This window comes from Streptomyces sp. NPDC001536, from assembly GCF_042894505.1.
In the GTDB taxonomy this organism is placed as follows: domain Bacteria; phylum Actinomycetota; class Actinomycetes; order Streptomycetales; family Streptomycetaceae; genus Streptomyces.
Genome location: NZ_JBIAVQ010000001.1, coordinates 123,892 through 145,205, shown reverse-complemented (window position 1 = coordinate 145,205; position 21,314 = coordinate 123,892). Strand labels below are relative to the sequence as shown.

20 protein-coding genes are annotated in these 21,314 nt (G+C 71.2%); 12 read left to right on the top strand and 8 right to left on the bottom strand.

Translation table 11 applies throughout. The features are described 5' to 3' along the window. Nucleotides 1-47 precede the first annotated feature (47 nt). Nucleotides 48-935, top strand: a complete 888-nt coding sequence (locus ACFY0U_RS00635) for a hypothetical protein (protein ID WP_388628086.1) — start codon at nt 48-50, stop codon at nt 933-935. Continuing rightward, the gene (locus tag ACFY0U_RS00630; RefSeq protein WP_388628084.1) at nt 928-1,572 is read left to right on the top strand and encodes a PhzF family phenazine biosynthesis protein; all 645 of its coding nucleotides are present in this window, start codon (nt 928-930) and stop codon (nt 1,570-1,572) included. The genes ACFY0U_RS00635 and ACFY0U_RS00630 overlap by 8 nt, the downstream gene beginning before the upstream one ends. On the opposite strand, the gene ACFY0U_RS00625 is transcribed toward ACFY0U_RS00630, so the two are convergent. Both ACFY0U_RS00625 and map read right to left on the bottom strand, forming a co-directional pair. Beyond that, nucleotides 1,573-2,220 carry a heme oxygenase (biliverdin-producing) gene (locus ACFY0U_RS00625; protein ID WP_388628082.1) on the bottom strand — a complete coding sequence of 216 codons (648 nt, stop codon included), beginning with the start codon at nt 2,218-2,220 and terminating at the stop codon, nt 1,573-1,575. A gap of 114 nt (nt 2,221-2,334) precedes the next feature. Beyond that, nucleotides 2,335-3,192: a type I methionyl aminopeptidase gene (gene map, locus ACFY0U_RS00620; protein ID WP_388628080.1), complete on the bottom strand. Its 858-nt coding sequence runs from the start codon at nt 3,190-3,192 to the stop codon at nt 2,335-2,337. A gap of 58 nt (nt 3,193-3,250) precedes the next feature. Between map and ACFY0U_RS00615 the strand changes: the two genes are divergently transcribed. Next, nucleotides 3,251-3,484 (top strand): hypothetical protein, encoded by a 234-nt coding sequence (locus tag ACFY0U_RS00615; protein ID WP_388628078.1) that lies wholly within the window; start codon nt 3,251-3,253, stop codon nt 3,482-3,484. A 54-nt stretch (nt 3,485-3,538) separates the two neighbouring features. Here the strand turns inward: ACFY0U_RS00615 and ACFY0U_RS00610 are convergent, their stop codons facing one another. Continuing rightward, nucleotides 3,539-4,876: an MFS transporter gene (locus ACFY0U_RS00610; RefSeq protein ID WP_388628076.1), complete on the bottom strand. Its 1,338-nt coding sequence runs from the start codon at nt 4,874-4,876 to the stop codon at nt 3,539-3,541. Nucleotides 4,877-5,182: 306 nt separating this feature from the next. After that, nucleotides 5,183-5,785 (bottom strand): hypothetical protein, encoded by a 603-nt coding sequence (locus tag ACFY0U_RS00605; protein WP_388628074.1) that lies wholly within the window; start codon nt 5,783-5,785, stop codon nt 5,183-5,185. A 103-nt stretch (nt 5,786-5,888) separates the two neighbouring features. On the opposite strand from ACFY0U_RS00605, the gene ACFY0U_RS00600 reads away from it, so the two are divergent. From ACFY0U_RS00600 to ACFY0U_RS00590, 3 genes are all read left to right on the top strand, one after another. Beyond that, on the top strand, nt 5,889-6,962 hold the full coding sequence (locus tag ACFY0U_RS00600; protein ID WP_388628072.1) for an exo-alpha-sialidase: 1,074 nt from the start codon (nt 5,889-5,891) through the stop codon (nt 6,960-6,962). 37 nt (nt 6,963-6,999) lie between these two features. Continuing rightward, a complete protein-coding gene (npdG, locus tag ACFY0U_RS00595; protein WP_327716735.1) occupies nt 7,000-7,704 on the top strand; it encodes an NADPH-dependent F420 reductase in 705 nt (234 codons plus the stop codon). A gap of 72 nt (nt 7,705-7,776) precedes the next feature. Beyond that, complete coding sequence (locus tag ACFY0U_RS00590) at nt 7,777-7,956, top strand: hypothetical protein (protein ID WP_388628069.1); 180 nt, start codon at nt 7,777-7,779, stop codon at nt 7,954-7,956. Here the strand turns inward: ACFY0U_RS00590 and ACFY0U_RS00585 are convergent. Next, nucleotides 7,946-8,743, bottom strand: coding sequence for a site-2 protease family protein (locus ACFY0U_RS00585; protein ID WP_388628066.1), 798 nt, complete (start codon nt 8,741-8,743; stop codon nt 7,946-7,948). The genes ACFY0U_RS00590 and ACFY0U_RS00585 overlap by 11 nt on opposite strands. A 104-nt stretch (nt 8,744-8,847) precedes the next feature. Between ACFY0U_RS00585 and ACFY0U_RS00580 the strand changes: the two genes are divergently transcribed. Both ACFY0U_RS00580 and ACFY0U_RS00575 read left to right on the top strand, forming a co-directional pair. Beyond that, a complete protein-coding gene (locus tag ACFY0U_RS00580) occupies nt 8,848-9,492 on the top strand; it encodes a DUF6578 domain-containing protein (protein ID WP_388628064.1) in 645 nt (214 codons plus the stop codon). Between the two features lie 76 nt (nt 9,493-9,568). Beyond that, on the top strand, nt 9,569-12,913 hold the full coding sequence (locus ACFY0U_RS00575) for a BTAD domain-containing putative transcriptional regulator (protein ID WP_388628061.1): 3,345 nt from the start codon (nt 9,569-9,571) through the stop codon (nt 12,911-12,913). Nucleotides 12,914-12,934: 21 nt separating this feature from the next. On the opposite strand, the gene ACFY0U_RS00570 is transcribed toward ACFY0U_RS00575, so the two are convergent. The 3 genes from ACFY0U_RS00570 to panB all read right to left on the bottom strand — a co-directional run bounded on the left by ACFY0U_RS00570 (nt 12,935) and on the right by panB (nt 15,887). After that, nucleotides 12,935-13,765, bottom strand: coding sequence for an ABC transporter permease (locus tag ACFY0U_RS00570; RefSeq protein ID WP_388628059.1), 831 nt, complete (start codon nt 13,763-13,765; stop codon nt 12,935-12,937). Further along, entirely contained in the window at nt 13,762-14,787 is a 1,026-nt protein-coding gene (locus tag ACFY0U_RS00565; RefSeq protein ID WP_388628056.1) for an ATP-binding cassette domain-containing protein, read from the bottom strand. The genes ACFY0U_RS00570 and ACFY0U_RS00565 overlap by 4 nt, the downstream gene beginning before the upstream one ends. 233 nt (nt 14,788-15,020) lie before the next feature. Then, on the bottom strand, nt 15,021-15,887 hold the full coding sequence (gene panB, locus ACFY0U_RS00560; RefSeq protein ID WP_388628054.1) for a 3-methyl-2-oxobutanoate hydroxymethyltransferase: 867 nt from the start codon (nt 15,885-15,887) through the stop codon (nt 15,021-15,023). A gap of 218 nt (nt 15,888-16,105) precedes the next feature. Here panB and ACFY0U_RS00555 point away from each other — a divergent pair, with 218 nt between their 5' ends. From ACFY0U_RS00555 to ACFY0U_RS00540, 4 genes are all read left to right on the top strand, one after another. After that, complete coding sequence (locus tag ACFY0U_RS00555) at nt 16,106-17,704, top strand: MFS transporter (RefSeq protein ID WP_388628051.1); 1,599 nt, start codon at nt 16,106-16,108, stop codon at nt 17,702-17,704. Nucleotides 17,705-18,006: 302 nt separating this feature from the next. Continuing rightward, the gene (locus ACFY0U_RS00550; RefSeq protein ID WP_388628048.1) at nt 18,007-18,678 is read left to right on the top strand and encodes a TetR/AcrR family transcriptional regulator; all 672 of its coding nucleotides are present in this window, start codon (nt 18,007-18,009) and stop codon (nt 18,676-18,678) included. Between the two features lie 187 nt (nt 18,679-18,865). Next, entirely contained in the window at nt 18,866-19,915 is a 1,050-nt protein-coding gene (locus ACFY0U_RS00545; protein ID WP_388628046.1) for an endonuclease/exonuclease/phosphatase family protein, read from the top strand. Nucleotides 19,916-19,995: 80 nt separating this feature from the next. After that, nucleotides 19,996-21,219 carry an MFS transporter gene (locus tag ACFY0U_RS00540; RefSeq protein WP_388628044.1) on the top strand — a complete coding sequence of 408 codons (1,224 nt, stop codon included), beginning with the start codon at nt 19,996-19,998 and terminating at the stop codon, nt 21,217-21,219. Nucleotides 21,220-21,314: the final 95 nt, after the last annotated feature.

The window sequence follows — 21,314 nt, the reverse complement described above, 5'->3', positions numbered from 1 at the left end:
GTCATCGGATGCGGCGGGATCTTGTACCGAGGCGTAGAACTGTCCCCGTGAACAGGGGGCACAGGGAACTGCTCGGGCCGGGACGGCTGGTACTGAACGTATCGGCCCGCCCCGGCCCGCCGGGGCTGCGTTTCGAGACGACGGGCGACGGCGGGATACTGCTGCGGCAGGGAGAGCGGCCCGTGCTGCTCGGTCGGACGGTGGGCCGGCACTGCTGCCGGGATCTGCACCTGCACCGTCTCGAGGGTTACCGCTCCCCGCTGCCGCCCCTGCGCTCGGCGGACATGAGGTCGAACGCCAACTGGCCGCACCGGTACGCGCGTTGGCTGGAGGACGCGGACGGCACCCCGTTGCTGGACGGACGTTGGGAGCTGGCCCTGCGGACCGAGTTCCCGCCGTACGTCTGGACCGAGGAGTTCGTGAAGGTCTGGCCGGGTGGCCAGTTGGAGCTGTACTGCGGTGGCGGCTGGAACGGCGTCCTCCCGCTCCGCCGCCTCTCGCCACCGGATGCCGGCCGGGTGAAGGCGTACCGCAAACACGCCCGCGAGGGAACTCTCGCGCCCGTCCTGCTGTGGTCGGTGACCTTCCTGGACGGCTGCGTGATCCTGGACGGCCACGACCGGGCGGTGGCCGCGCTGGCGGAGGGCCGGACGCCGGAGTGCGTGATGCTCGGCCGGGTGCCCGACGAGGACGTGTGGCGGCGGGTGGCCGAGGACGCGACCCGCGACCACGAGAAGCGCCTGCGGCAGCCGCCGACACGTCCCGACGACCCGGGCCACGCACGCCGACGGGCCGCCATGGAGCAGGGGCACGCGGAGCTGCTCGCCTCGCTTCCGTACGGCTCGCTCCGCACCGACTTCTGGCCCCTCCCCGGCGGAGCCGGGGCCTGGGACGACCTCGCCGACCGGGCGATGTTTCAATTCCCCCGTGACTGACTACGACGTACTGCGCGTCTTCTGCGCGGCGAACGGCGGATACGGCAATGAACTCGGCGTCATCCGTGAGGGATCCGTGATGCCGGACCGTGCGGAACGGCAGCTGTTCGCCGGGAAGCTCGGGTTCAGTGAGACCGTGTTCGTGGACGACCCGGAGCGCGGGGTCATCGACATCTATACGCCGACCCTGCGGCTGCCCTTCGCCGGTCATCCCTGCGTCGGCACCGCATGGCTGCTCGACGTGCCGGAACTGGTCACGCCGGCCGGCGTCGTGGGGACCCGGCTCGACGGCGAGTTCAGCTGGATCGAGGCGCGGGCGGAGTGGGCGCCGCCGCGGACGCTGCGGCAGTACGCGACGGCCGCCGAGGTCGACGACCTGGACGTGCCGCCGAAAGGGGAGTGGATCTACGCCTGGTCCTGGGAGGACGAGCCCGCGGGACGCGTGCGCGCGCGGGCGTTCCCCGGGCGGGACGACGGGATCGACGAGGACGAGGCGACCGGCGCGGCCGCCCTCCTGCTCACCGAACAGCTGGGCCGTGCCTTGAACATCACTCAGGGCGCGGGCTCACAGATCCTCACCGCACCCCAGCCCGGCGGCTGGGTGGAGATCGGCGGACGGGTGTTCCTGGAGCGCTAGCTAGGCGCTCAGCGGGAACTCCTCGCCCAGGGCGCGGAAGACCGCGGTGTTCAGCGCGAACGCCTTCTTGCACTCCGACACGATCCGCTGCTGCTCCAGGTCGTCGGCCTGGACCGCGTCCAGCAGCTCCCGGTAACCCCGCTTGAACGCGGCGGGGTTGGCGATCCCCTCGAAGACGTAGAAGCGCACTCCGTCGCCCTTGCGCTCGAAGCCCCACGTCCGCTCCGCCTTGTCGCGGATGATCTGGCCGCCGGAGAGGTCGCCGAGGTAGCGCGTGTAGTGGTGGGCGATGTAACCGGCCGGCCACTCGGTGGCGCACTCACGGACCCGGTCCGCGTAGGCCTGCGTGGCCGGCAGCGCGGTCAGCCCCGTACGCCAGTCGGCGCCCCGCAGATGCTCAAGGTCCCGCTCCAGCGCGCCCAGCCGGTACAGCTCGGGCTGGATGAAGGGCCCGGCCACCGGATCCGCGGCCAGCCGCTCGGCTCCGCTCTCCAGCGCCTCGTACACGAACCACAGCTGCTCGGTGTACCGCGCGTACGCGTCCACGCCCAACCTGCCGCCGAGCAGGTCACTCATGAACGACGAGGTCTCCGCCTCCACGTGCTGCTCATGGGAGGCGGTGCGGATGACTGTCGAGAAGGAGTCCATGCAGTACATCCTCTAAGGTAAGGCTTACCTAAGTCAATAGGTTTGCCGACGCCCTGTCGGTAAAAGCGTACAAGAAAAGACCCGCCCCCAGCAGGGGACGGGTCCACGGGCCTGCTACGGCAGCGTCAGGATCTCGGCGCCGCTCTCCGTCACCACCAGCGTGTGCTCGAACTGCGCCGTGCGCTTGCGGTCCTTCGTGACGACCGTCCAGCCGTCGTCCCACATGTCGTAGTCATGCGTGCCCAGCGTCAGCATCGGCTCGATCGTGAACGTCATGCCGGGCTGGATCACCGTCGTCGCGTGCGGGCTGTCGTAGTGGGGGATGATCAGGCCCGAGTGGAACGACGAGTTGATGCCGTGCCCCGTGAAGTCCCGGACCACGCCGTAGCCGAAGCGCTTGGCGTACGACTCGATGACCCGGCCGATGATGTTGATCTGACGGCCCGGCCTGACCGCCTTGATCGCACGGTCCAGCGACTCGCGCGTCCGCTCGACCAGCAGCCTGCTCTCCTCGTCGACGTCCCCGACCAGGTACGTCGCGTTGTTGTCACCGTGCACCCCGCCGATGTACGCCGTCACATCGAGGTTGACGATGTCGCCGTCCCGCAGCACCGTCGAGTCCGGGATCCCGTGGCAGATCACCTCGTTGACACTCGTGCACAGCGACTTGGGGAAGCCGCGGTAGCCGAGCGTCGACGGGTAGGCGCCGTGATCGCACATGTAGTCGTGCGCCACCTTGTCCAGCTCGTCGGTGGTCACGCCGGGGGCGATCAGCTTCGCCGCCTCCGCCATCGCCTGCGCGGCGATCCGGCCGGCGATCCGCATCGCCTCGATGGTCTCCGGCGTCTGCACCTCCGGTCCGGTGTACGGCGTCGGCGCCGGCTTGCCGACGTACTCGGGACGGCGGATGTTTCCGGGCACGGAACGGGTGGGGGACAGCTCCCCTGGTACGAGCAGCGACTGGCCAGACATGCCAGCGAGTCTAACGAGCCCCCGTGGGGGAACATGTCCCTGGCGAGAGGAGCTGGTCATGGCCCTGTTCAAGAAGCGCACGGTCGGCAAGCCGGGCGAGTGGTTCTACTGCCTGGAGCACAAGAAGGTCGAGGAGGGGCCGGACTGCCCCGGCAAGGACCGTTTCGGTCCCTACGCCTCCCGGCAGGAGGCCGAGCACGCGATGGAGACCGCCCGCGAGCGCAACCTCCAGTGGGAGAACGACCCCAAGTGGCACGACGCCTCGGCGGGCGGTGCCACGGACACGGACTGAAGGGGAGGCGCGGGTTGAGGGCGGCTGAGAGGGGCTGAGAGGCACCCCCTGCCGTCACGCCTCGGTCGGGGAGGCCACAGCCCCCTGTGCCGCCGCCCGCTGCTCCCGCACCCGCGCCGCGTGCTCGTCCGTCCGGGCGTCGTACGTCATCAGCTTCGGCAGACACAGCGCCAGCAGGCCCACCGCGCCGGCGCACAGCAGACCGCCCGACCACACCGACGTCCGCACACCCCACCACGCGGCGAAACCGCCCGACCTGACCTGGCCGAGGGTCGGACCGACGGAGTACGACAGCAGCTCGATCCCGGCGAGCCGGCCCCGCAGCTCGTCCGGGATCGTCTGGTTCCACATGATCCCGCGGAAGATCCCGCTGACCATGTCGCAGCCGCCGGCCACGGTCAGGAACAGCAGCACCAGCCACACATCGCCGGCGATGCCGGCCGCCGCGATCGCCAGCCCCCACAGCGCGGCCGACAGCACCACCATCCGGCCGTGCCGGTGGATCCGCGCCGTCCAGCCGCTCGTCACGCTCACCAGCAGCGCCCCGAGCGGGATCGTCGCGTACATCAGCCCCAGCGACCACTCGGCGTCCAGCTCGTCCGCCAGGAACGGCAGCAGGGCCAGCGGCATCGCCAGGAACATCGCGGCGAGGTCGACGGCGTAGGTACCGAGCAGCTCCTTGCGGCTCCAGGCGTACCGGGCGCCCTCGGCGATCGCCTTCAGCGACGGCTTCGCCGCCTCGTGCGCGGCGGGGGAGGAGGCGATCGGGACGATCAGCGCGACCGAGACCACGAAGGTGACCAGATCCGCCGCGTAGGCCCAGCCCAGTCCGGCGTACGCCACCACCACACCCGCCACCGCCGGGCCCGCGACCCCGCCCACCGTCCAGCGGAACGTGTTGAGGGACGCCGCGGCAGGCAGCTGCTCATGGGCCACGATCCGCGGCCAGAGCGAGTCGAGCGCCGGGCGCTGGACCGACACGAGCGCGGAGGACAGGGCGGCGACGAGATACAGCGGCCACACCGCCGGGCTCGGCGTCAGCGCGTTCACCAGCAGCACCGCGCTCAGCAGCCCCTGCCCGGCCTCCGTCCAGATGATCAGCCCCCGCTTGTCCATCGCGTCGGCCAGCGCACCGCCGTACAACCCGAAGACGATCAGCGGAATCAGCTCGACCGCCCCGATCGCGCCCACCGCCGCCGCGGAGTCCGTCAACTCCTTGATCTGCACCGGCAGCGCGACGAACGTCAGAAAACTCCCGAAGTTCGAGACCAACCCCGACACCCACAACCGCCGGAAGTCCGCCGAGGCCCGCCACGGGGTGAGATCGGGCAGCACGGAGCGGAGACGGGAGGCGGGGGGAGAAGCCGGGGGAGCGGTGTCGTCGTCGGTCACGACGGGTCATGGTCGAGCGCGATACCTGCCGAGGACAACCGAATTTCGGGGCAGGGGAGTCGAGAGGGGCGGAGCACGTGTACTTCCGGGGCACGCGGCCGGGGGCGGCATCCGTGCCGACCTGGTCACGGCCTCGCATCCGCGCCGCCGACGGGCTCCCGTGCCACGCGGGGGACGGTCTCGTGGCGGCACCGCACACGCATGCCACGCCGGTGACCGCCTGGCGCCGCGTGTCGGCGACCGCCTTCCCTCACCCCGCGGACCCGACCACCGCCCTGACCGGCCCGCACCTCCCCGCGCGCCGCCCTACCACCGCGCCGGCGGCGGCGCCGTCAGATGATCCGTCAGGCGGGAGAGCCGGTCCCGGAAACGGCGGCGGGTTCGTGGCGTCGGGAGGGCGTTCTCGCCCGCCGCCGCGCTCACCAGGTGTTGGACGGTGTCGAGGTCCAGGTCGGGGCCGTTCGGGACGGTGAGGGATTCATGGGCCATCGCCGCCAGGTCGGCGTCGTCGGGGCCGAGCGCCAGTACCGTCGCGCCGGCCCGGCGGGCGTCGTGCACGCGTTCCAGAAGGGGGGCGTCCGGACCCGCCGGGGACACCACCAGCAGCGTCTCGCCGCGCTGTGCCGCCGCCAACCGCCCGAGGCCGACGGCCAGATGGGCCGGATCCGAGGGCTGCGCCTCATGGCGTACGAGTGTGGGGGCCAGCTCCGGTGTGCCCGACCAGGCCGCCTCGTCCACGAGATGGGCGGCCAGATGCCACGGCTCGTACTCCGGCGTGCCGACCAGCAGCAGACCGCCGCCGTGCGAGACCACCGAGCCGCGCAGCACCCCGGCGAACCTCCGGGTCGCCCCCAACCACTCGGTCCCGGCGAGCACTTCACGCAGCAACGCGACACGTACGGCGTCCATGGGGCCGCATCCTGCCGCAAGCAGCCACTCGTGACCCGGAGTTCACCACGAATTCGCCCGAACCGGGCAGGAGAAGCGACCCGCCACCAGGAGGAGCGCGCCCATGCCCGAGACCACCGTCCCCTTCCGCGCCGGCCGCGAGGGATACGCCAGCTTCCGGATCCCGGCAGTGGTCCGCACCGCCTCCGGAACCCTGCTGGCGTTCTGCGAGGGCCGGGTGAACTCCGCACGCGACCACGGCCACATCGACATCGTCCTCAAACGCTCCACCGACGGCGGCCGCACCTGGAGCCCGCTCACCGTCGCCGCGAGCAACGGGACCGACCTCGCCGGCAACCCCGCCCCCGTCGTCCTCGACACCGGCCGCGTCCTCCTCGTCCACATCCGCGCCGCCGCCTCCGCCAGCGAGGACGCCATCCTCCGCGGCAAGGTCACCGAGGCCGACGGACGGCGGGTGTGGGTGCAGCACAGCGACGACGAAGGCGTCACCTGGTCGAGCCCCCGGGACATCACCCCGTCCGTGAAGAAGACCGGCTGGCGCTGGTACGCCACCACACCCGGCCACGCCCTCCAGCTCACCACCGGCCGGGTCGTCGTCCCCGCCAACCACACCCTCCCGCCCACCGGCACGGACATCGGCAACGAGGCGAAGTACAACAGCGGCCACTGCCTGCTCAGCGACGACCGAGGCCAGACCTGGACCCTCGGCTACCTCGACGAGAACACCGACGGCTACATCAACGCCAACGAGACCACCGCCGCCGAACTCCCCGACGGCCGCGTCTGCTTCAACACCCGCAACGACTCCCCCTCACCCGGCAACCGCGCCGACGCCCACTCCAGGGACGGCGGAAAAACCCTCCACACCCCCTTCCGCCCCCAGGCAGGCCTCACCGGCCCCGTCTGCGAGGGCAGCCTCCTCCAGCTCCGCGACCCCGACCTCCTCCTCTTCTCCGGCCCCGCCCTCCCCGACGCCCGCGCCCTGATGACCATCCGCGTCTCCACCGACAACGGCACCACCTGGCACCCCCGCCACACGACCGACGGCCTCCCCGCCGCCTACTCCGACCTGGTCCGCGTCGACACCGACACCGTCGGACTCCTCCACGAGACCGGCGACTTCGGCGCCTACGAACGGATCGTCTTCCGGCGGGTGCCCGTGACGCGGCTCACCTGACCGGCCGGGGCACGCGGGGCGCACGTAAAGTCGGCCCATGACCTCTACCGACAGTGCACAGAAGGCCCCTGCCAAGGACCCCTGGGACCTCCCCGACGTCTCCGGGCTTGTCGTCGGCGTGCTCGGCGGGACCGGCCCCCAGGGCAAGGGCCTCGCCTACCGGCTCGCCAAGGCCGGCCAGAAGGTGATCATCGGCTCCCGCGCCGCCGACCGCGCCCAGGCCGCCGCCGACGAGCTCGGGCACGGCGTCGAGGGCGCCGACAACGCCGAGACCGCGCGCCGCAGCGACATCGTGATCGTCGCCGTGCCCTGGGACGGCCACGGCAAGACGCTGGAGTCACTGCGCGAGGAACTGGCCGGGAAGCTGGTCGTCGACTGCGTCAACCCGCTCGGCTTCGACAAGCAGGGTGCCTACGCCCTGAAGCCCGAGGAGGGCAGCGCCGCCCAGCAGGCCGCCGCCCTGCTCCCGGACTCCCGGGTCACCGCCGCCTTCCACCACCTCTCGGCGGTCCTGCTGGAGGACCCGGAGATCGACGAGATCGACACCGACGTCATGGTCCTCGGCGAGGCACGGGCCGACGTCGAGATCGTCCAGGCCCTGGCCGGCCGTATCCCCGGCATGCGCGGCATCTTCGCGGGGCGCCTGCGCAACGCCCACCAGGTCGAGTCGCTGGTCGCCAACCTGATCTCCGTGAACCGCCGCTACAAGGCGCACGCGGGTCTGCGCGTCACGGACGTATGAGCCGATGGGGGACACTGGACGACGACATCACCAGTGTCCCCCGACACCTTTCCCGACAGGAGAGCCGACCCCATGCCCCGCCTCGCCCTCTACTCCCTGATCGTCTGTCTCCTCGCCGTGGCGGCGGCGGTCGTCTCCTTCGTCCAGGGCAGCTTCCTGGGGATCGTGTGGGTGCTGATCGTGGGGCTGTCCAGCAACATGTGCTGGTACTACGTCAAGCGCGCCAAGGCGGAGAAGTCCGTCACCCGCTGACCGAGCAGAAGTCGCTCGTCTGCCAGAAGCGGTAGAGGTCCTGGCCGCAGTACGTCTCGAAGTCACTGATGCCGAGCGAGGCCAGAACCGAGTCGATCACGTCGAAGAACGCGTGGTTCACCGACGGCACCCACAGCAGCGCGAACACGAACAGCAGGCCGAACGGTGCGAAGGGCTCCACCTGCCGCTTGATCTTGTACGACAGCCAGGGCTCGATCACGCCATAGCCGTCCAGGCCCGGAATCGGCAGGAAGTTCAGGATCGCGGCCGTCACCTGGAGCAGCGCGAGGAAGGCCAGCGCGAACCGGAAGTCCGCCGGCACCCCGTCCAGGGCGTCCAGCCAGAACGGGGCCGTGCACACGACCGCGAACAGCACATTGGTCAGCGGCCCGGCCGCCGAGATCAGACTGTGCTTCCAGCGCCCCCGGATCCGCCCCCGCTCGATGAACACGGCCCCGCCCGGCAGACCGATCCCGCCCATGATCACGAAGAGGACGGGGAGGACGATGCTGAGCAGCGCATGGGTGTACTTCAAAGGATTGAGCGTGAGGTAACCCTTCGAACCGACGGTGATGTCCCCGCTGTGCAGGGCGGTACGCGCGTGTGCGTACTCGTGCAGACACAGGGAGACGATCCAGGCTGCCGTCACGAACAGGAACACGGCCACGCCGGGTTGCTCGGCGAACCCGGTCCAGGTGGCCCAGCCGGTCACCGCCGTGACGGCCAGGATCCCCACGAAGACGGGGCTGATCCGCCGGTCGCTGTTGCGGGCGGCTGTGGTGGTCATGGGGTTCCCCCGACTCTCGTACACGCTCTGGGACTGCCCGACCGTACCGGGCGTACGACGAAAACGTCTCGCGGTACCTCATCGGTTCCGTAGAAGGTGGGGCCATGGGGCTTTGGCATGTGTTCTACGAGGACTGGCAGATGGAGTGCTGCGGTACGCCGTTCTCGGTGGGGGACGAGGTGAGCTGGCCGTTGCTGTTGAGCGAGGGGGACCTGCTCGGCGGCGGCTGGCACGATCAGCTGACCAAGGTCGTGGGGCCGGTGGCGGACGGGGTGCTGGCGGACGAGAACGGGCTCGTGGTCGCCGTACCGGATCGGACGGGGGACCGGATGCGCGAGGCCGGCCTGCTCACGGTCGAGACCCATGGCGCCGAGCTGCCCGAGACGCGGGGCCGGGTGCGGGCCGTGCAGGTGCTGACGCAGGGGTACGCCCGGCCGGAGCCCGGGGACGGGGCATGGGAGCCGGTTCCCGGGGAGCGGTGGTTGAAGGCGGTGGAGCGCTGCCCGAAGTGGTTCGGCGACAAGGCCGCGGGCAAGGGCCCGGACGGCCGGCCGCGCCGGCACCGGGGCGCGGGGGTCTTCGTGACCCTGGAGGTACCGGACACCGACTCCTGGCTGTCGTACGCCGTGCGCAAGGCGAGCGGTCTGCCCGAGGACGCGCCTCCCGGTGCCGAGACGGAGGGCATCGACGCCCACTCGCTGGCGGCACTGCTGGAGACGTTCAGCACGGTGCGGGACCGGCCCACCTGACCCGCCGCCCGCCGGAACCGACACGGCGCCCGCTCACGCCTGAACCCCGTGACTGCCCCCGAACCCACCAGAGACAATGGACCCCGTGCGCTATCGCATCCTCGGCACCACCCAGGTACTCCGCCCCGACGGCACCCCGCTCCCCGTCGGCGGCGCACGGCTGCGCGCTCTGCTGACCGTGCTCGCGCTGCGGCCCGGCCGCGCGGTCGCCGTGAGCCTGCTGGTCGACGAGGTGTGGGACGGTGATCCGCCCGCCGACGCGCAGGGCGCGGTGCAGGCGCTGGTGGGCCGGCTGCGTCGGGCCCTCGGCGCGGACGCGGTCGCCTCCGCGGACGGCGGTTACCGGCTCGTCGCCGCGCCCGACGACATCGACCTGCACCGCTTCGACCGGCTGACCGGCGAGGGCATGCGCGCGCTCGCCGACGGCGACCCCGCGAAGGCGGCCGTCGTCCTCGACGACGCCCTCGCCCTGTGGCGCGGCCCCGTCCTCGCCGACCTGCCCGACCGCACCGCCGACGCGGCCCGCTGGGAGACCCGGCGCCTGGACGCCCTGCGCGCCCGCCACACCGCCGCCCTCGCCCTCGGCCAGGCCGAGCAGTCCCTCCCCGAACTGACCGCCCTGTGCGACAGCCATCCGCTGGACGAGCCCCTCCAGGCCCTGCGGCTGCGCGCCCTTCGCGACGCGGGCCGCACGGCCGAGGCGCTGGCGGCCTACGAGGACGTACGACGGGTGCTGGCCGAGCAGCTGGGGGCGGACCCCGGGCCCGAACTGCGAGCGCTGCACGGGGAGTTGCTGCGACCTGGGATATCGGGCGCGCCAGGTCCGGCTGCTGCCGCGCCGGACGTCGGCGGCGACCAGGACTCGCGGGCCGCGTTCGCCGAGCCCACGGTCGCCGAGCCTCCCGCGCTCGGCAACCTCCGCGCCCGTCTCACCTCCTTCGTCGGCCGCGAGAGCGACATCGATGCCATCCGCGGTGACCTCGCGACGGCGCGGCTCGTGACCCTGCTCGGTCCGGGCGGTGCGGGCAAGACACGGTTGTCGCAGGAGGCGGCCGAGACCGTGCGGTACGCCGCGCGGGACGGGGTGTGGCTGGCCGAACTCGCTCCGGTCGACGATCCGGAGGGCGTGCCGGAGGCCGTGCTGACCGCCGTCGGGGCCCGGGAGACCGTGCTGTACGGCGCGGGCGCGGAGGCGATGCGGGCCGGGAACGAACGGCACGCCGACCCCGTGGAGCGGCTCGCGGAGCACTGCGGCAAGCGCCGGATGCTGCTGATCCTCGACAACTGCGAGCATGTCGTCGATGCCGCCGCCCGTCTCGTGGAGGAGCTGCTGGCGCGCTGCCCGCAGGTGACGGTCCTGGCCACCAGCCGTGAACCGCTCGGCGTACCGGGGGAGTTGCTGCGGCCCGTAGAGCCGCTGCCCGAGCCGGTCGCGCTGCGGCTGCTCGCCGATCGCGGGGCCGCGGCCCGGCCCGGGTTCCGGGTCGAGGCCGACGAGGAGACCGCCGCGGCCTGTGCCGAGATCTGCCGACGCCTCGACGGACTGCCCCTCGCGATCGAGCTCGCGGCCGCCCGGCTCCGCATGTTGACGCCACGTCAGATCGCCGACCGGCTCGACGACCGCTTCCGGCTGCTCACCTCCGGCAGCCGTACCGTCCTGCCCCGCCAGCAGACGCTGCGGGCCGTCGTCGACTGGTCCTGGGAGCTGCTCGACGAGGACGAACGGGACGTGCTGCGGCGGCTGTCGGTGTTCGCCGGCGGCTGCGACCTGGCCGCCGCGGAGGCCGTCTGCGGTCCCGTCGCACTGGAGGCGCTGGGCTCGCTCGTCGACAAGTCCCTTGTGGTCGCCACCCCTTCGGGCGAGGGCGGCGAGATGCGCTACCGGCTCCTGGAGACCGTCGCCGAGTACGCGGGCGAGCGGCTCGACGAGACCGGCCGGCGCGGGGAGGCGGAGCGCGCGCATCTGACGTACTACCGCGAACTCGCCCGCACCACCGACCCGTTGCTGCGCGGCCCGAGCCAACTCCTCGCCATCGAACGGCTGGAGCGAGAGTACGAGAACCTGCGCACCGCCCTGCGGCACGCCGTCGCCGAGCGCGACGAGCAGGAGGCCATCTGCCTGGGGCTGTCGCTGGCCTGGTACTGGCAGCTGCGCGACGTCCGTATCGAGGCCCGCAACTGGTACAGCGAGATCATGGCCCTCGGCCCCGACCCGTTCACCGCGCCCCTGCGCCGGGCCGCCCCGGTCCACCAGCGCTGCACCGACTGGCCGCCCCCGCTGACCGGCGAGCTCCTCGCCGAGGCCCGGCGCGGTATCCACCTCTCCCATCTGGCCTGCATGGACACGGAGTTGGACGCCTGGGAGACCCCGGAGGCCAAGGAGAAGCTGCGCCTGATCACGGAGGTCTACGAACCGGGTCTGCCGCAGGTCTGCCGTCCCCCGGGCATGCTCTGGTTCTACGCCGTGATGCTGAGCGGAGGTGTGCCGCGGCTGGCCGAGATCCTCGACGCCGCCGTCCACACCTGCCGTACGACGCCGGGGATGGAGTGGGAGCTCGCCGGCACCCTCCAGATCCGCGCCAACATCCTCGCCAACCGGGCCGACTGGGCGGGCGACGCGACGCGCGACGCCGACGAGGCGCTGGAGATCTTCCAAGGTCTGGGGGACGCCTGGGGCACCGCGGAGGCGCTGTCCGCGCGCGGTGAGGCCCGGGAGCGCTCGGGCGCCTGGCTGGACGCCGCCGCCGACTACGAGGCGGCCATGGAGCAGGCCGACCGGCTCGGCGCCCGTGCCCAGAACGCGGTGCTGCGCGCCCGGCTCGGCAGCGCGCTCATGGAGGCGGGCCAGAGCGAGCGGGCCGAGCGGATCCTGCGCGAGGTGATCGCCCAGCAGGAGGGCGGGGTCAACGGGGCCCTGCCCGCCGCCCGGATGTTCCTCTCCGCGCATCTCGCCTTCACCGGCCGGACCGCGGAGGCGCGCGAGCAACTGCGGCTGCTGCGCGAGGAGTTCTTCATCGCCCACTTCGTCGTCTTCGACGCGTTCATCCTCGGTTCGGAAGCCTGGCTGGAGGCGGCCGACGGCTGCTACGACGCCTGCCTGGCCAAGGTCCGGGATGCGCTGGACAAGGCCGACGATCCGCTGTCCGAGGCCATCGCCCCGTTCATGCGACCGCTGTACCTGTCGATCGCGGCGATCGCCGTGGCCGCCCCCGACGGCGAGAACAGGCCCCGTGACGCGGCCCGCATCCTCGGGACCGCGCGCGGGATGCTGCCGCCCGGCCATGTCGCGACCGCCCTGGAACGCGAGACGTACGGCCGGGCCGAACGCCACGCGCGCACCGCGCTCGGCGACGAGGCGTTCGAGGCGGCGCACGCGGAGGGCGGCGGCCTCTCCCCCACGGAGGCCACCGCCCTCATCTGACGCGCACCGACGAGGCGAACGTCAGCTCTTGGTCTTGAACTTGTGGATCGCGACCGGCGCCATGACCGCCGTGATCGCGACCGACCAGGCGAGCGTCACCCACAGGTCGTGGGCGACCGGGCCGCCCACCATCAGTCCGCGCGCCGCGTCGGCGAGCGTGGACAGCGGGTTGTAGTCGGTGAAGGCCTGGAGCCAGCCCGGCATGGAACCGGTCGGCGCGAAGATCGACGAGCCGAACTGGAGCGGGAACAGCACCAGGAAGCCCATGGCCTGCACGGACTGCGCGCTCTTCATGATCACGCCCAGGGTGAGGAACACCCACATGATCGACGAGGCGAACGCGGTGGACAGCGCCACCGTCGCCAGCAGTCCGGCCCAGTTGGTGATGTCGAACCCGACCAGAACGGCGACGATCATCAGCACGGCGGTCGCGAACAGCATCCGCAGCAGCTCCACCGAGATCTTCGCGAAGAGCACGGAACCGCGCCCGATCGGCAGGGACCGGAAGCGGTCCATGACGCCGGAGTTGAAGTCCTGGCTGAAGCCGGTGCCGACGCCCTGCGAGAGCGTCATGCTCATCATCGCGATCATGCCGGGGATCACGTACTGCACGTACTGGTCCTGCCCGCCGCCCAGGGCCTGCCCGATCGAGCCGCCGAAGACGAACACGAACAGCAGCGTGAAGATGACCGGCATCAGCAGCGCGTCGGCCATCGACTCCGGGTCCTGGCGGATCCAGAGCAGATTGCGGCGGATGAGGGCGCTGGTGTGCCGCAGATGCCCGCGCAGCGGGATGCGGACGTCGTCAGTGGCGGCGGCGGAGACGGACGGGGTGGCGGTGGCGGCGCTCATACGGCGACCTCCTCGCGGTCGTCGGCGGGCACGGCGTCCTGCGGGGCGCTCGCGCGGTGGCCGGTGAGGGACAGGAACACCTCGTCCAGGCTGGGGAGTTCGGTGGTGATGGAGGAGATCGTCACGCCGCGCGCGGTGACCGCGCCGACCACCGCGGTCAGCTGCTCGTCGCTGAGGATCGGTACGAGGAGGGAACCGGCGTCGGGGTCCACGGTGGTGGTGGCGAGGCCGGTGATGCCGAGGCCGTCGAGGTAGGAGGCGAGCGGCCGCAGCTGGAGCGGGTCCACGGGCCGTACCCGCAGGGTCCGTCCGCCGACCTTGGCCTTCAGCTCCTCGATGCCGCCGCCGGCGATGACCTTGCCGCGGTCGACGACGGTGAGCTCGTCGGCCAGCTGCTCGGCCTCCTCCATGTACTGCGTGGTGAGCAGGACGGTGACGCCGTCCCCGACCATCCGCTTGACCTCGTCCCACACCTCGTTGCGGGTACGGGGGTCGAGGCCGGTGGTGGGCTCGTCGAGGAAGAGGACGGCGGGCCGGCCGATCATGGACGCGGCGAGGTCGAGCCGCCTGCGCATACCGCCGGAGTACGTGCTCGCCGGCCGCTTGGCGGCCTCGGTGAGCGAGAAGCGCTCCAGCAGCTCGTCGGCCCTCTGGCGGGCGTCCTTGCGGGGCAGGTCGAGCAGCCGCCCGATCATGTACAGGTTCTCCCAGCCGGGGAGCTTCTCGTCGACGGAGGCGTACTGGCCGGTGAGGCCGATGACCCTGCGCAGCTGGCGGGGCTGCCGTACGACGTCGTATCCGGCGACGGTGGCCTGTCCGGCGTTCGGGGCGAGGAGGGTGGACAGGATGCGGACGAGGGTGGTCTTCCCGGCACCGTTGGGCCCGAGCACCCCCATCACGGTCCCCTCCCGCACGTCCAGGTCCACACCGTCCAGTGCCTTCGTCTCGCCGTAGTGCTTCACCAGCCCCCGCACGGTCACGGCGATGTCGGCGCCGTTGGGGTTCTTGTCGATTCGCGTCATGGGGAAGACGGTGTCAGGGCGCACCGACAAACCACCGACAGGTCACCGACACCGCCGACACGCGACCGACAGCACCGGATTCTTCCCTGACGACGACCGCAACCATCAATTGAGGAACCACGACGGCGAGCAACCACGTCCGCGAGAGCGGCGCCGGTTTAGGCGCAAAAAGGGGGACGGCAGCCCCGCCGGCGGGGGAAGATCGGCGGGGCTGCCTTGGTGCCGCAATGGCTCTAGTGGACGCTGTGCTCCTCCAGCGGGAAGGTGCCGCCGACCACGTCCTCGGCGAACGCCTTCGCCGCGTTGCCCATGACCTCGCGGAGGTCGGCGTACTTCTTCACGAACTTCGGGACGCGGCCGGCGGTGAGGCCGAGCATGTCGGTCCAGACGAGGACCTGGGCGTCGGTCTCCGCCCCGGCGCCGATGCCGACGGTCGGGATGTGCAGGGAGCGGGTGACCTCGGCCGCCAGCTCCGCGGGGACCAGTTCGAGGACCACCGCGAACGCGCCGGCGTCCTGGACGGCCTTGGCGTCGCGGAGCAGCTGTGCGGCCGCCTCCTCGCCGCGGCCCTGGACGCGGTAGCCCATGGCGTTGACGGACTGCGGGGTGAGGCCGATGTGGGCCATGACGGGGATGCCGGCCTCGACCAGCATGCGGATCTGCTCGTAGGACCGCTCGCCGCCCTCCAGCTTGACCGCGCCGACGCCGGCGTCCTTGATCAGGCGGGTGGCGGACCGGAGCGCCTGTACGGGGCCCTCCTGGTAGGAGCCGAAGGGGAGGTCGCCGACGATCAGGGCTCGGGAGGTGCCCCGGACCACGGCCGCGGACAGCATCGTCATCTCGTCGAGGGTGACGGGCACGGTCGACTCGTACCCGAGGTGGCAGTTGCCCGCGGAGTCGCCGACGAGCATGACCGGGATGCCGGCCTCGTCGAAGACGGACGCGGTCATCGCGTCGTAGGCGGTGAGCATGGGCCACTTCTCGCCCCGCTCCTTGGCGAGGGCGATGTCGCGAACAGTGATACGGCGTGTGCCCTTGCCCCCGTACAGCGCTTTGCTGCCGTCGGTGGGCTTCGTCTGGGCAGCCGAGAGCTGCGTCATGGAACTGCTCCTTACACGTCATCTCGAGGCACCCTTACGGCGTCCCCGGATCACCTCCCATGGTGGCACTTCGTGTCACGCTCGGCCAGACCGGGGCGGGGGACTTGGGTCACGCCTTGAGCGGCGTACGTCCCGGGTCCTAGGGCTCTTCTTAAGGTCTCCGTAAAGAATTACGATACGAGACGGTGTCGTATCGAAATAGGTCTAGGGTCGACCGTATGACTTCTCCTGCCGACCCTGCCCTCACCGGCTCCCGCGTACCGGAAGCCGTGCACCGGCGCCGCTGGGCGATCCTCGGCGTGCTGATGCTGAGCCTGTTGATCGTGGTGCTCGACAACTCGATCCTGAACGTCGCGATCAAGACGATCTCGACCCCCGCCCCCACCGGCCTGGGCGCCACCCAGAGCGAGCTGGAGTGGGCGATCAACTCCTACACCCTTGTCTTCGCGGGGCTCCTCTTCAGCGCCGGTCTGCTGGGGGACCGGCTCGGCCGCAAGAGGGTGCTCCTCGGCGGGCTCGCCGTCTTCGGCATCGGGTCCGCGCTCGCCGCCACCGCGGGGTCGCCGACCGAGCTGATCGCGTTCCGCGCGGTGATGGGTCTCGGCGCCGCGTTCGTGATGCCCGCCACCCTCGCGGTGCTCATGAACGTCTTCGAGCGCGAGGAGCAGCCCAAGGCCATCGGTATCTGGGCCGGTGGAGTCGGGCTCGCCATCGCCATCGGGCCGATCACCGGCGGTGTGCTCCTGGACCACTTCTGGTGGGGGTCCGTCTTCCTCATCAACGTCCCGATCGTGGTCCTCGCCGTCGGGCTGATGATCTGGCTCGTGCCCGACTCCCGGGACCCGAATCCCGGCCGTATCGACCCGATCGGTGTCGTGCTGTCCGTGGTGGGCCTGGTCCTGCTGGTCTACGGCATCATCAAGGGCGGCCAGCTCGCGGACTTCACGGACGCGAAGGTGCTGTCGACGATCGGCGCGGGTCTGGCCGTACTCGTCGCCTTCGTGGTCTTCGAGAAGCGCAGCGACCATCCGTCCATCGATGTGACGTACTTCAAGAACAAGGTGTTCTCCGCCGCGATCGCCGCCATCGCGCTGGTCTTCTTCGCGCTGATGGGCGTGACCTTCTTCTCGGTGTTCTACACGCAGAGCGTGCGCGGGTACTCGCCGCTGGAGACCGGCCTGCTGATGCTGCCGCTGGCCGCCGCGCAGATGATCTTCGCGCCGCGGGCCCGGCTGGTCGTCGACCGGTTCGGCAACAAGGCCACCACCACGGCCGGACTGCTCGTCATCGCCGCGACGCTCGCCGCGTTCGCCGGGTTCGAGGCGGACACGCCGATCTGGATGCTGGAGGTCGTGTTCTTCCTCATGGGCGCGGGCATGGCGCACATCATGACCCCGGTGAGCGTCGTCATCATGCAGGCCCTGCCCCGCGAGAAGGCCGGGTCCGCCTCCGCCCTCAGCAACACCTTCCGTCAGCTCGGCGGCGCCCTCGGTATCGCCGTCCTCGGCTCGGTGCTGTCCACGGCGTACCGCAGCGGCATCGAGGACAAGCTCGGCCTCCTCCCGCCCGGGCTGCGCCACACCGCGGGCGAGTCCATCGAGGCCACCCTCGGCGTCGCCGACAAGCTCGGCCCCAAGGGAGACGCGCTCATCGTCCCCGCCCACGACGCCTTCCTGCACGCCATGCACGTCACCGCCCTGTGGGGCGCGGGCGTCGCGGTGCTCGGCGCGATCGTGGTCGCCCTGTTCCTCCCGGGCAAGCCGCCGACCGCCCAGAAGGACGAGGAGGGGCGGGAGTTGGTGACGGCGGCGGAGTAGGAGGCGGTCGGTATGCGGGCGCATCCCGCACCGGGGCCGCGGGCGCATCCCGCACCGGGGCCGCGGGCGCACCCCGGCCGTGTCCCGGGGCGCGATTCCCGGGGCGGGACCACACCCGGCAGACCACGGAACACCGACGGGGCACCCGCCCCGACAAAACCCCGGCGGTGGGTTTCCTTCGGGGGGTTGGTCCCGGTTCCGGCGGTCGTGGGCTCGGGGCGACGGGTGTGGTTCCTGTCGGATCTTCGGTGTGGGCCTCGGCGGGGGACAATCGTGCCAGGACACAGAAGGGATCCGGTGACGTGAGCAGCCTCGCCGAAGGTCAGCCCGGGCAAGCGGGCCCCGTGCGGGGTCGGCCCCGTAGTGAGGCCGTGGAGCGTGCCATCGTCGAGGGTGCGATGAAGCTCCTGGAGGAGGGCGTGCCGCTCGCGGAGCTGTCCATCGAGCGCATCGCCCGTACCGCGGGCGTCGGCAAGGCGACCATCTACCGCCGCTGGAGCGGGAAAGAGGAGCTCTTCGTCGATGTCATCCGCAGCGCCGAACCCCCGGACCCCGAACTCCCCGGCACCTCCATGCGCGACGACCTCGTGGTCCTCCTGGAGACGCTGCGCCGGCGCGGACTGGTCAGCCGTTCCTCGGTGATCCTGCACAACGTGCACGCCCAGATGAAGAGCAGCCCGAAGATCTGGGAGGCGTACCACAACCTCGTCATCGCGCCCCGGCGCAGGCTGGGGATCGAGGTCCTGCTGCGGGGGCAGAGGAACGGCGAACTGCGCGCGGACGTCGACATCGAACTGCTCAACGACATCTTCGTCGGCCCCATGCTGCTGCGTTCCGTCATGCGCCCCGACGCCGACCTCCCGGACGGCCTGTCCGAACAGATCGTCGACACGCTCCTCGAAGGACTGGGGCCCTCCGACCGGGAGGACCTACGGCCCGTCAGCTCACCGACCGTCAGTTCCACGGCGTCGTAGCCCTACTGTGCGCGTTTCGTCACAGAGGGCGCTTTCTGCGTCCGTGGACGGAACTGGCGGCACCGACTTGTTCGTGCTCGTACGGGTACGGCCGTCATGGGACGGCAGGAACGGAACCGATCATCCCCTAGGGTCTTGAGACACGGGGGGACGGACGGATGCACGGCGGGCAGTGAGGCGACGCGGTATGGCGCAGCAGGCGTACATGGAGGAGACGGACAACGGTGGCTCGGGACCCGAGCGCCGGAGCTCCAGGCTCCGGGGCCTGCTCGACCGGCTGCTCACCGGATGGCGCGGCGATCCGAGAATCTGGCGCCGCGGCCTGGTCGTCGCCGCGCTCGCGGTGGTCCTCGCGCTGGTGATGCTGTTGCACTCGCGCATCCCCAACCGCATCGGCAACCTCGGCAGCCTCATCGAGACCTTCCTGCCCTGGTTGGGCGTCTTCGTACCGGTGCTGCTGGTCCTCGGTGTCGTACGGAAGTCGGTGACCGCTCTGATCGCCGTGCTGCTCCCGGCGATCGTCTGGCTCAACCTCTTCGGCGGTCTGCTCACCGACAAGACCGGCTCCGGCGGCGACCTCACGGTGGCCACGCACAACGTCAACGCCGACAACCCCGACCCGTCCGGCACCGCCCGTGACGTGGCCGCGTCCGGGGCGGACGTGGTGGCGTTGGAGGAGCTGACCGCGGGGGCGGTGCCGACGTACGAGAAGGCGCTGGCGGCGACGTACAGGTACCACTCGGTGCAGGGCACCGTCGGGCTGTGGAGCAAGTACCCGCTGAGCGGGGTCGAGCCCGTCGACATCAAGCTGGGCTGGACGCGCGCCATGCGTGCCACCGTGGCCACGCCCGAGGGGCAGCTCGCGGTCTACGTCGCCCACCTGCCCTCGGTCCGGGTGAAGATGGAGGCCGGGTTCACCGCCCGGCAGCGCGACAAGAGCGCCGACGCGCTCGGTGAGGCCATCGCCGACGAGCCGTTGCAGCGGGTCGTGCTGCTCGGTGACCTCAACGGCACGATGAACGACCGCGCCCTGAACGCCGTCACCTCCCAGATGCGCTCCACGCAGGGCGCGGCCGGCAGCGGGTTCGGGTTCAGCTGGCCGGCGTCGTTCCCCATGGCGCGGATCGACCAGATCCTGGTGAAGGGCGTCGAGCCGGAGAGCTCGTGGACGCTGCCGGAGACGGGGAGCGACCACCTTCCGGTGGCTGCCCGTGTGAAGGTCGACACGTCGTCGTAACCGCATGGAATACTGGGCCCGAGAGGCTTTGTTCCGCTGGTGAACATAAGCACCGCGGAACGACCCTGGAAGGCCCCTTCATGCCCTTGGCCCTGCTCGCCCTCGCTGTGGGCGCATTCGGGATCGGCACCACCGAGTTCGTGATGATGGGGCTGCTGCCCGAGGTCGCGGACGATCTCCACATCGGCATTCCCACCGCCGGGCACCTTGTCTCGGCGTACGCCCTGGGTGTCGTGATCGGTGCGCCGCTGCTGGCCGCCGTGACCGCCCGTATGCCCCGGCGTACGGTCCTGATCGGGCTGATGGCCCTGTTCATCGTCGGCAACGCGGCCTCCGCCTTCGCCCCCGACTACCACTGGCTGCTCGCCGCCCGGTTCCTGAGCGGGCTGCCGCACGGTGCGTTCTTCGGTGTCGGTGCGGTCGTCGCCACGAGCATGGTCGCGCCGGAGCGCAAGGCGCGGTCCGTGTCGCTGATGTTCCTCGGGCTCACCGTCGCGAACGTCGCGGGCGTTCCGGTCGCCACGCTCATGGGGCAGCAGTTGGGGTGGCGGGCCACGTTTCTCGGTGTCAGCGCGATCGGGCTGGCCGCGATCCTGGCGCTGGCCCTGTTGGTCCCGCACGGTCGGGTGGCGGCGGGTTCGGGTGGCGGGGTGCGGGGTGAGCTCGCGGCGCTGAGGTCTCTGCCGGTGTGGCTGGCGCTCGGTACGACCGTCGCGGGGTTCGGGGCGTTGTTCGCCGCGTACAGCTATGTCACGCCGATGCTCACCGACTCCGCGGGGTTCGCGGGTGGGAGTGTGACGCTGTTGCTCGCGTTGTTCGGGGTGGGGGCGACGGTGGGGAACCTGGTGGGTGGGCGGCTTGCCGATCACGCGATGCGGGGGACGTTGTTCGGGGGGCTGGTGTCGCTCGTTGTGGTGCTGGGGCTGTTCCCTGTGCTGATGGGTGCGCAGTGGAGTGCCGGTGTTGCTGTGGTGCTGCTTGGTGTGGCCGCCTTTGTCACCGGGTCGCCGCTTCAGCTGATGGTCATGGAGAAGGCTTCGTCGGCTCCGTCCCTGGCTTCGTCTGCCAATCAGGCCGCGTTCAATCTGGCCAACGCCGGGGGTGCGTGGTTCGGGGGGCTTGCGCTTGCTGCGGGGTTCGGGGTGACGTCTCCGGCTGTGGCGGGGGCGGTGCTTGCGGTGTTGGGGCTGGGGGTGGCGGGGGTGGCTGCGGGTGTGGATCGGCGGGCTGCTGTGCCGGGTGGTGGGCGGGAGCGGGTGGTTGCCTCGCATCTGCCGGAGCAGCTGGAGAGTGCGCGGATCTGACGGCTGCGGGGTGTGCCTCGTATGCCTGCGGCGGCCCGTTTCGGTTCGGTGGGGGTTCGCGTTGCGCACTACTCGTCGTTGGGGGTCGGGGCCGC

What these genes read in the sequence shown, in the direction of transcription:
- ACFY0U_RS00545 (WP_388628046.1), top strand. Translation starts at nt 18,866, where the DNA reads ATGGCGCAGCAGGCGTACATGGAGGAGACGGACAACGGTGGCTCGGGA.
- ACFY0U_RS00565 (WP_388628056.1), bottom strand. Translation starts at nt 14,787, where the DNA reads ATGACGCGAATCGACAAGAACCCCAACGGCGCCGACATCGCCGTGACC.
- ACFY0U_RS00540 (WP_388628044.1), top strand. Translation starts at nt 19,996, where the DNA reads ATGCCCTTGGCCCTGCTCGCCCTCGCTGTGGGCGCATTCGGGATCGGC.
- ACFY0U_RS00575 (WP_388628061.1), top strand. Translation starts at nt 9,569, where the DNA reads ATGGACCCCGTGCGCTATCGCATCCTCGGCACCACCCAGGTACTCCGC.
- ACFY0U_RS00605 (WP_388628074.1), bottom strand. Translation starts at nt 5,785, where the DNA reads ATGGACGCCGTACGTGTCGCGTTGCTGCGTGAAGTGCTCGCCGGGACC.
- ACFY0U_RS00615 (WP_388628078.1), top strand. Translation starts at nt 3,251, where the DNA reads ATGGCCCTGTTCAAGAAGCGCACGGTCGGCAAGCCGGGCGAGTGGTTC.
- map (WP_388628080.1), bottom strand. Translation starts at nt 3,192, where the DNA reads ATGTCTGGCCAGTCGCTGCTCGTACCAGGGGAGCTGTCCCCCACCCGT.
- ACFY0U_RS00570 (WP_388628059.1), bottom strand. Translation starts at nt 13,765, where the DNA reads ATGAGCGCCGCCACCGCCACCCCGTCCGTCTCCGCCGCCGCCACTGAC.
- ACFY0U_RS00580 (WP_388628064.1), top strand. Translation starts at nt 8,848, where the DNA reads ATGGGGCTTTGGCATGTGTTCTACGAGGACTGGCAGATGGAGTGCTGC.
- ACFY0U_RS00625 (WP_388628082.1), bottom strand. Translation starts at nt 2,220, where the DNA reads ATGGACTCCTTCTCGACAGTCATCCGCACCGCCTCCCATGAGCAGCAC.
- npdG (WP_327716735.1), top strand. Translation starts at nt 7,000, where the DNA reads ATGACCTCTACCGACAGTGCACAGAAGGCCCCTGCCAAGGACCCCTGG.
- ACFY0U_RS00555 (WP_388628051.1), top strand. Translation starts at nt 16,106, where the DNA reads ATGACTTCTCCTGCCGACCCTGCCCTCACCGGCTCCCGCGTACCGGAA.
- ACFY0U_RS00600 (WP_388628072.1), top strand. Translation starts at nt 5,889, where the DNA reads ATGCCCGAGACCACCGTCCCCTTCCGCGCCGGCCGCGAGGGATACGCC.
- panB (WP_388628054.1), bottom strand. Translation starts at nt 15,887, where the DNA reads ATGACGCAGCTCTCGGCTGCCCAGACGAAGCCCACCGACGGCAGCAAA.
- ACFY0U_RS00590 (WP_388628069.1), top strand. Translation starts at nt 7,777, where the DNA reads ATGCCCCGCCTCGCCCTCTACTCCCTGATCGTCTGTCTCCTCGCCGTG.
- ACFY0U_RS00585 (WP_388628066.1), bottom strand. Translation starts at nt 8,743, where the DNA reads ATGACCACCACAGCCGCCCGCAACAGCGACCGGCGGATCAGCCCCGTC.